This window comes from Actinophytocola sp., from assembly GCF_035762905.1.
Taxonomy (GTDB): domain Bacteria; phylum Actinomycetota; class Actinomycetes; order Mycobacteriales; family Pseudonocardiaceae; genus DASYTH01.
In genome coordinates, this window is the sequence record NZ_DASUCC010000014.1 from 25,685 (window position 1) to 32,116 (window position 6,432).

Consider the following 6,432-nt stretch of genomic DNA (forward strand, 5'->3'; position numbering starts at 1 on the left):
AAGGAGATCTGGCATGGCAGCAGAGACGAAGGATCGGCTGCGCAAGGTGCTGGTCGAATCGCTGGACCTGCAGCGGGACCCGGCCACCATCCCGGACACCAACCTGGTCAACGAACTCGGCCTTGACTCGATCAACACCATCGAGTTCCTGATCTGGGTGGAGAGCGAGTTCTCCATCGAGATCGCCGACGAGGACCTGTCCGTTGACCTGATCGACGACCTTGGCAAGCTGGCCGAGTACGTGGAATCGCGCAGCCAGCAGGCCGTGACGAGCTGATGGGAACCACGCCACGCGTCATCGCGGTCATCACCGAGGGAGCCACGCCGGAACTGCTCGACCGGTGGGTGCCGGAGGGGCGGTTGCCGAACTTCGCGCGGCTGTTCGCCGAGGGCGTGCGCGGCACGCTGGACGCGGAGGGGGTGCCGTACGAGCCGCCCGGACTGGTCAGCCTGCTGACCGGCCACGGTCCCGGCGACCACGGCATCTTCTCCTACTGGAGCTGCCACGATCCGGAGTACCGCCCGCAGGTGGAGAACGGCGACCGGCGCCGCAACCCGCTGATGTGGCACCTGCCGGACCTGGCCGGGCTGAAGTTCGGCTCGGTGGGGCTGTTCGGCACCCATCCGGTGCAGCCGCTGGACGGCTGGGTGGTGAGCTACCCGATGCAGCTGAGCCTGCACGCCTGCTACCCGCGGGGGCTGCAGAAGGAGCTGACCCAACACGGGATCGCGCCCACCCACGACACCGCCATCTGGTGGCACGGCCAGGCCAAGCAGGACTTCGTGCCGGACGTGCTCGAGGCCGACCGTCGGCGCGGCGCGGCCGCGATGCTGCTCTACGACAAGGGCGCCGACGCGATCCTGGTGAACCTCACCTCGATCGACCGGCTGTCGCACATCTTCTGGCAGGAGCTGGAACCCGGTGGGGTCGGCACGGAGGACTCGGCGGTGTTCGCCGCCTACCGGCTGGCCGACGAGATCATCGGCAAGCTGCTCGACCGGGCCGACGAGAACACCGCGGTGCTGGCCTTCTCCGAGATCGGGTTCGGGCCGCTGCGTGCGTACTGCGCGGTCAACGACGACCTGGCGGCTGCCGGGTTGCAGGCGCGCGGCGACGACGGCGCGGTGGACTGGGCGGCCAGCACGGCGTTCGAGGCGGTGCAGGGTACGCACGGGGTCAACATCAACGTGCGCGGCCGGTACAAGCACGGCCTGGTGCCGGAGGAGGACTACGAGCGGGTCCGGGCCGAGGTGGCCGAGGGGCTCGCGGCCGTGGTCAACCCGCGCACCGGAGCGCCGATGTTCGCCGCGGTCAGCCCGCGCGAGGAGATCTACCGCGGGGACACGGTTTCCGCCGCACCCGACCTGATCCTGGAGCCGGCCGACTGGCGCTATCTGCCGCTGGGCGACCAGACCTGGGCCAAGAAGGTGTACCGGAACTGGCAGAGCGCGTGGCACCGGCGCCGGTCCTACTGGGCGCTGGCCGGGGCCGGGCGCACGGCGGCGGGCCCGGACGTGGCCCGGCCGGTGGACGTGGCGGCCACCCTGGTGCACCTGCTCGGCCGGGACCTGCCCGCCGGGTTCACCGGAACGCCGCTGCTGCCGTGAGGAGGAGAGCGAACCGATGACCGACCGCGCACTGGTGATCGGCCTGGACGGAATGCCCCGGTCGCTGCTGCACCGGCTGATCGACCAGGGTGTCGTGCCGTGCCTGGCCGGGGTGGTCGCCGAGTCCGGCTGTGCCGAACTGGTGGCGCCGGTGCCGGAGATCAGCTCCACGTCCTGGGCGAGCTTTCTCACCGGGGTCAACCCGGGCCGGCACGGCATCTACGGGTTCGTCGACCTCGAACCCGGCGGCTACCGGACGTACTTCCCCAACGTGGCGGATCTGCAGGCGCCGCCGCTGTGGGAGCACGCCGCCGCGCACGGGTTGGACACCGTCTGCCTCAACGTGCCCGGCAGCTACCCGGCACCGGCCATCCAGGGCACCCTGGTGTCCGGCTTCGTGGCGCCGTCGCTTGACAAGGCGGTGCAGCCGCGGTGGCTGGTGGAACCGTTGCGCCGGTTGAACTACGAGCTGGACGTCGAGGTGGGTGACGTCCGGGCGGACCCGGCGGGGTTCGTCGCCCGGGTTCGTCGCTCACTGTCGGCTCGCACCAAGGCGTTCCGGCACCTGCTCGGCACCCGGCCGTGGGACGTGGCCATCGCCGTGTTCACCGAGACCGACCGGCTGCAGCACTTCCTGTGGCGGGCGGTGGACGATCCGGCGGATCCCTTGCACGAGGCGACGATGGAGTTCTACCGGGAGGTGGACGACGCGGTCGCCGAGGTGCTGGCGTGCGCGCCGGGGGTCCGGCCGATCCTGGTCAGCGACCACGGGTTCGGCCCGGCCACCTGCCAGTTCTACGTCAACGCCTGGTTGCGCTCGCGGGGTTGGCTGGCGCCGGTCGCGGACACCCCGAAGCTGTCCGAAGTGGACGGTGACAGCCGGGTGTTCGCGCTGGATCCGGCCCGGTTCTATGTGCACCGCGCCGGCCGGTTCCCGCGTGGCACCCTGTCCGACGCGGCGGCCGACGACCTCGCCGCCGAGGTGGCCACGGCGCTGCGCGCGCTGCGCTGGTCGGGCACCGACATCGGCCCGGAGGTCGACGGGCCGCCGGTGTTCGACGAGGTGTTGTCCGGTGCGGCCGCCTACCATGGGCCGGTTTCCGCGCAGGCACCGGACATCGTGGCCGTTCCGGCCCGCGGTGTGCAGGCCCGCGGCGCGTGGCCGGCGACCGATCTGGTGGCACCCGACGTGCTCACCGGAACCCATACCCGGGGCGACGCGGTGCTGTCCGTGCCCGGCGGAACCGTTGCCGGGCAGGCGGACATGACCGATGTCGCGCCGACGGTGCTGGCCGCTGTCGGCGTGCCGGCGCCGGACCTGGACGGCCGGGATGTCGCGGCCGTCCGGTCGACGCTCGAGACCGTTTCCGGAGGAAACTCGTGACCACAACGCTGCCCATCGAAGATGCCAGGAAGAAGAAGCCGGGCGAGTTCGAGATCACGCTCGACCCGCGGGTCACCGACCCGGCGTCGACACGGGTCAGCTTCCTGATCCTGCTCGACGGCGACCTGGTGATGTCGCCGGAGCACCTCGGCGTCGCCTACATGGCCGCAACCCTGCGCCAGGTCGGGTTCACCGCGGAGATCAGGGAAGTGCCGCACGGCGAGGAGGAGTCCGCGATCGACGGGCTGGCCGAGTTCGGGCCGGACATCGTGTGCTTCACCCTGATGAGCCTGAACATGCAGAGCTGCCTGACGGTGAGCGAGAAGATCCGCGAGCGGCTGCCCGACACGCTGATCGCCTGCGGCGGTCCGGCCGGCACCTTCGCCGGCACCGACGTGCTGGAGAACAACCCCAACGTGGACGTGGTGGCCACCGGCGAGGGTGAGCCGACCATCCTGGACGTGGCCCAGCGGGTCGCCCTCGGTGAGCCGCTGGACGGCTGCAAGGGGATCGCCTATCGGGACGCCGACGGCACGATCAAGCAACTGCCCGCCCGGCCGGTCATCCACGACCTCGAGGTGCTGCCCTATCCCGCGCGGGATCAGTTGGAGCAGCACGGAAACAAGCTCGAGTACGTGCGGGTGAGCACGTCACGGGGTTGCGTGGCGATGTGCACGTTCTGCTCGGCGCCGCACCTGAAGAACCGGTCGCAGCCGGGCAAGCCGTGGCGCGGCCGTGGCCCGGAGGACATCCTCGACGAGGTCGAGTACCTGGTGAAGAAGTACAAGTTCCGCACCTACGACTTCATCGACTCGACGTTCGAGGACCCGGACGGCGGCCGGGTCGGCAAGCAGCGGGTGCGGGCGATCGCGCAGGGGATCCTCGATCGCGGGCTGGACATCTACTACAACGTCTGTATGCGGGCGGAGAACTGGAAGGACACGCCCGAGGACCACGACCTGATGGACCTGATGGTCCGGTCCGGTCTGGAGAAGGTGAACGTCGGCATCGAGTCCGGCGTGCCCGAGGAACTGGACCTGTGGGACAAGCGGGCCACCGTCGAGGACAATCGCACGGTCATCAAGATGCTTCGCGAGCACGGCATCTACCTCGCCATGGGGTTCATCCCGTTCCACCCGTACGCCACCGTGGACACGTTGGTCCGCAACGCGGAGTTCCTGCGGGACAACGCCGGGCACAACCTGCGCCGGATGACCGAGCGGCTGGAGATCTACCCGGGTACCCGGATCATCGAGAAGATGGAGAAGGACGGGCTGCTCTACGAGGACTATTGGTCCACTTTGGACCATTACGGATACCGGTTCCTGGACCCGAAGGTGGAGAAGCTGGCCAAGCACTACGCGGCGCTGTACAACAACGACGACTACCACAAGCACGGCGTGATCACCGAGCAGTCCGCGGTGTTCGAGTTCGAGACGTTCAACGTGGTGCTGCAGACCTACATCTCCCGGATCTACCGGCGGTTCCACACCCTGGCCGGGGTGAACGACGTGCTGGACGGGTTCAAGGACTGGCTGCATGAGCTGCGCCAGGAGATGGGCCGGTTCAACTTCGACTTCTTCAAGTCCAACCTGGACGACGTGCTCGCCGACCGGCTGGACGCCGATCAGCACCGCAGCCAGGTGGTCGACGTGGAGCGGTTCTTCCGGGAGCGGATCCGGCGGATCAAGAGCGAGCAGCTGCGGGTGGGTAAGAACCTGCACCGGCTCGGCGCGTCGGTCACCGAGATCAGCTCGACGCTGCCCAAGCCTGGCCCGGGTGGCCTGCCGCGGGTGTACACCGGGGAAGGCGCGGGCCCCACGTGGTGACACCCCCACCCCGGGTGGTGGGCGTGTGCACGCTCACCACCCGGGAACTGGCGGCGCGGCTGTGCGACGCGCCGGGGGTGGCCGTGGCCGCCCCGCTGATGACCGCCAACCTCGGCATCGAGGAACTGGTCCGCTCGGTCCTGAACAACCCGCACATCACCGTGCTTCTCCTCTGTGGGCGCGACTCCCCGCTGTTCATGCAGGGCCAAACCCTCGCCGCCCTGATCCGGCACGGCATTCACCGCGCCGACCGCCGCATCATCGGCGCCGCCGGTCACCACCCCTTCCTGCCCAGCCTCGATCAGTCCGAAATAGACACCTTCCGCTCCCGCGTACGCCTGGTCGACCTGCGCGGCGTGCTCGACCCACCCCGGCTGCGCGCCGAGATCGCGGCGCACGCCCGCCGTTCCCACCCGGCCCCCCGCCGCCCACACCTTCCCCGTCCAACCCCGCCCCCCGTCGCCGCCCTGCACCCCGGCGGCCGGCGCAGGCCCATCGCCACCGCAGGCGAAGGCTTCTTCGTGGTCGCCGTCGACGCCCGGGCTCGCGAGGTCGTGCTCCGCCACTACGACGACAACCTCGCCGCCGCCCACGAGATGCGCGGCCGTCGCGCCGAATCCATGGTCCTCGGCGTGCTGCGCGCCGGCCTGGTCCACGACCCCGCGCACGCCGCCTATCTCGGCGCCGAACTGGTGAAGGCCGAGACCGCCGTGCGCCTCGGCCTCGACTACGCCCAGGACCTCCCGCTCCGCCACTCGTCCACCGGAGGTGACACCCCCATGCAGTCCCCCTCCCCAGCTCCGTCCCAGTCCCTCGACGAGTTCCTGGCCCACCTCGCCAAGCTCCTCGACGCCGCCCCCACCCTCGCCCCACACACCCCCATCGGCGACCAGGTGGCCGTCGACTCGTCCCGGATGATCGAGCTGGCCATCGCCTTGGAACAGGAATGCGGCATCGACCTCCCCGACGACATCGACCTGCGCGCCACCACCCCCGCCGACCTCTACTCCCCGCCCGAGGAGGCCCCCTCATGACCGAGCTACTTCTGCTCAACGGCCCCAATCTCGGCATCCTCGGCCGCCGCGAACCCGACATCTACGGCACCGCCACCCTCGCCGACATCGAGAAGCTCGTCGCCGAGGAAATCGCCCCACACTGCACCCTCCGCGCAGTGCAGAGCGACAGCGAACCCGAACTCCTCGCCGCCGTCAACAACTCCTGGGACACCGCCGGCGCCATCATCAACCCCGGCGCCCTCATGATCGCCGGCTGGTCCCTCCGCGACGCCCTCGCCGCCTACCCCCACCCCTTCATCGAAGTCCACCTCTCCAACATCTGGTCCCGCGAATCCTTCCGCCACAACTCCATCCACGCCCCCCTCGCGCACGGCCTCATCGCCGGCCTCGGCCCGCACGGCTACGTCCTCGCCGCCCAAGCCCTGACAAACCTGTTGCCACACAAGTAAAGTTCCCCCCCGTCAACACCCGAATCCCCACCCCCAGCAACCGAGATCCCGTTTCCAACACCCGAGTCCCCACCTCCGACAACAGAGATCCCAGCTCTAACAACCGACTCCCCGGTTCCAGCAACCGAGTCCCCGGTTCCAGCACC

At 69.7% G+C, this 6,432-nt stretch carries 6 protein-coding genes; all 6 read left to right on the plus strand.

What is annotated here, in order from left to right; all coding sequences use genetic code 11:
• The first annotated feature begins 13 nt into the window (after positions 1-13).
• The 6 genes from VFV67_RS01920 to VFV67_RS01945 are packed head-to-tail and all read left to right on the plus strand — an operon-like array spanning position 14 to position 6,286.
• Positions 14-277, plus strand: coding sequence for a phosphopantetheine-binding protein (locus tag VFV67_RS01920; protein WP_326466716.1), 264 nt, complete (start codon positions 14-16; stop codon positions 275-277).
• Complete coding sequence (locus tag VFV67_RS01925; RefSeq protein ID WP_326466718.1) at positions 277-1,608, plus strand: alkaline phosphatase family protein; 1,332 nt, start codon at positions 277-279, stop codon at positions 1,606-1,608. Before VFV67_RS01920 ends, VFV67_RS01925 begins: the two co-directional genes overlap by 1 nt.
• Before the next feature lie 16 nt (positions 1,609-1,624).
• The gene (locus VFV67_RS01930) at positions 1,625-2,992 is read left to right on the plus strand and encodes an alkaline phosphatase family protein (protein ID WP_326466719.1); all 1,368 of its coding nucleotides are present in this window, start codon (positions 1,625-1,627) and stop codon (positions 2,990-2,992) included.
• On the plus strand, positions 2,989-4,821 hold the full coding sequence (locus VFV67_RS01935; protein ID WP_326466721.1) for a B12-binding domain-containing radical SAM protein: 1,833 nt from the start codon (positions 2,989-2,991) through the stop codon (positions 4,819-4,821). The genes VFV67_RS01930 and VFV67_RS01935 overlap by 4 nt, the downstream gene beginning before the upstream one ends.
• A complete protein-coding gene (locus tag VFV67_RS01940; RefSeq protein ID WP_326466722.1) occupies positions 4,815-5,855 on the plus strand; it encodes a DUF4346 domain-containing protein in 1,041 nt (346 codons plus the stop codon). The genes VFV67_RS01935 and VFV67_RS01940 overlap by 7 nt, the downstream gene beginning before the upstream one ends.
• Complete coding sequence (locus VFV67_RS01945; protein WP_326466724.1) at positions 5,852-6,286, plus strand: type II 3-dehydroquinate dehydratase; 435 nt, start codon at positions 5,852-5,854, stop codon at positions 6,284-6,286. The genes VFV67_RS01940 and VFV67_RS01945 overlap by 4 nt, the downstream gene beginning before the upstream one ends.
• Positions 6,287-6,432 lie beyond the last annotated feature (146 nt).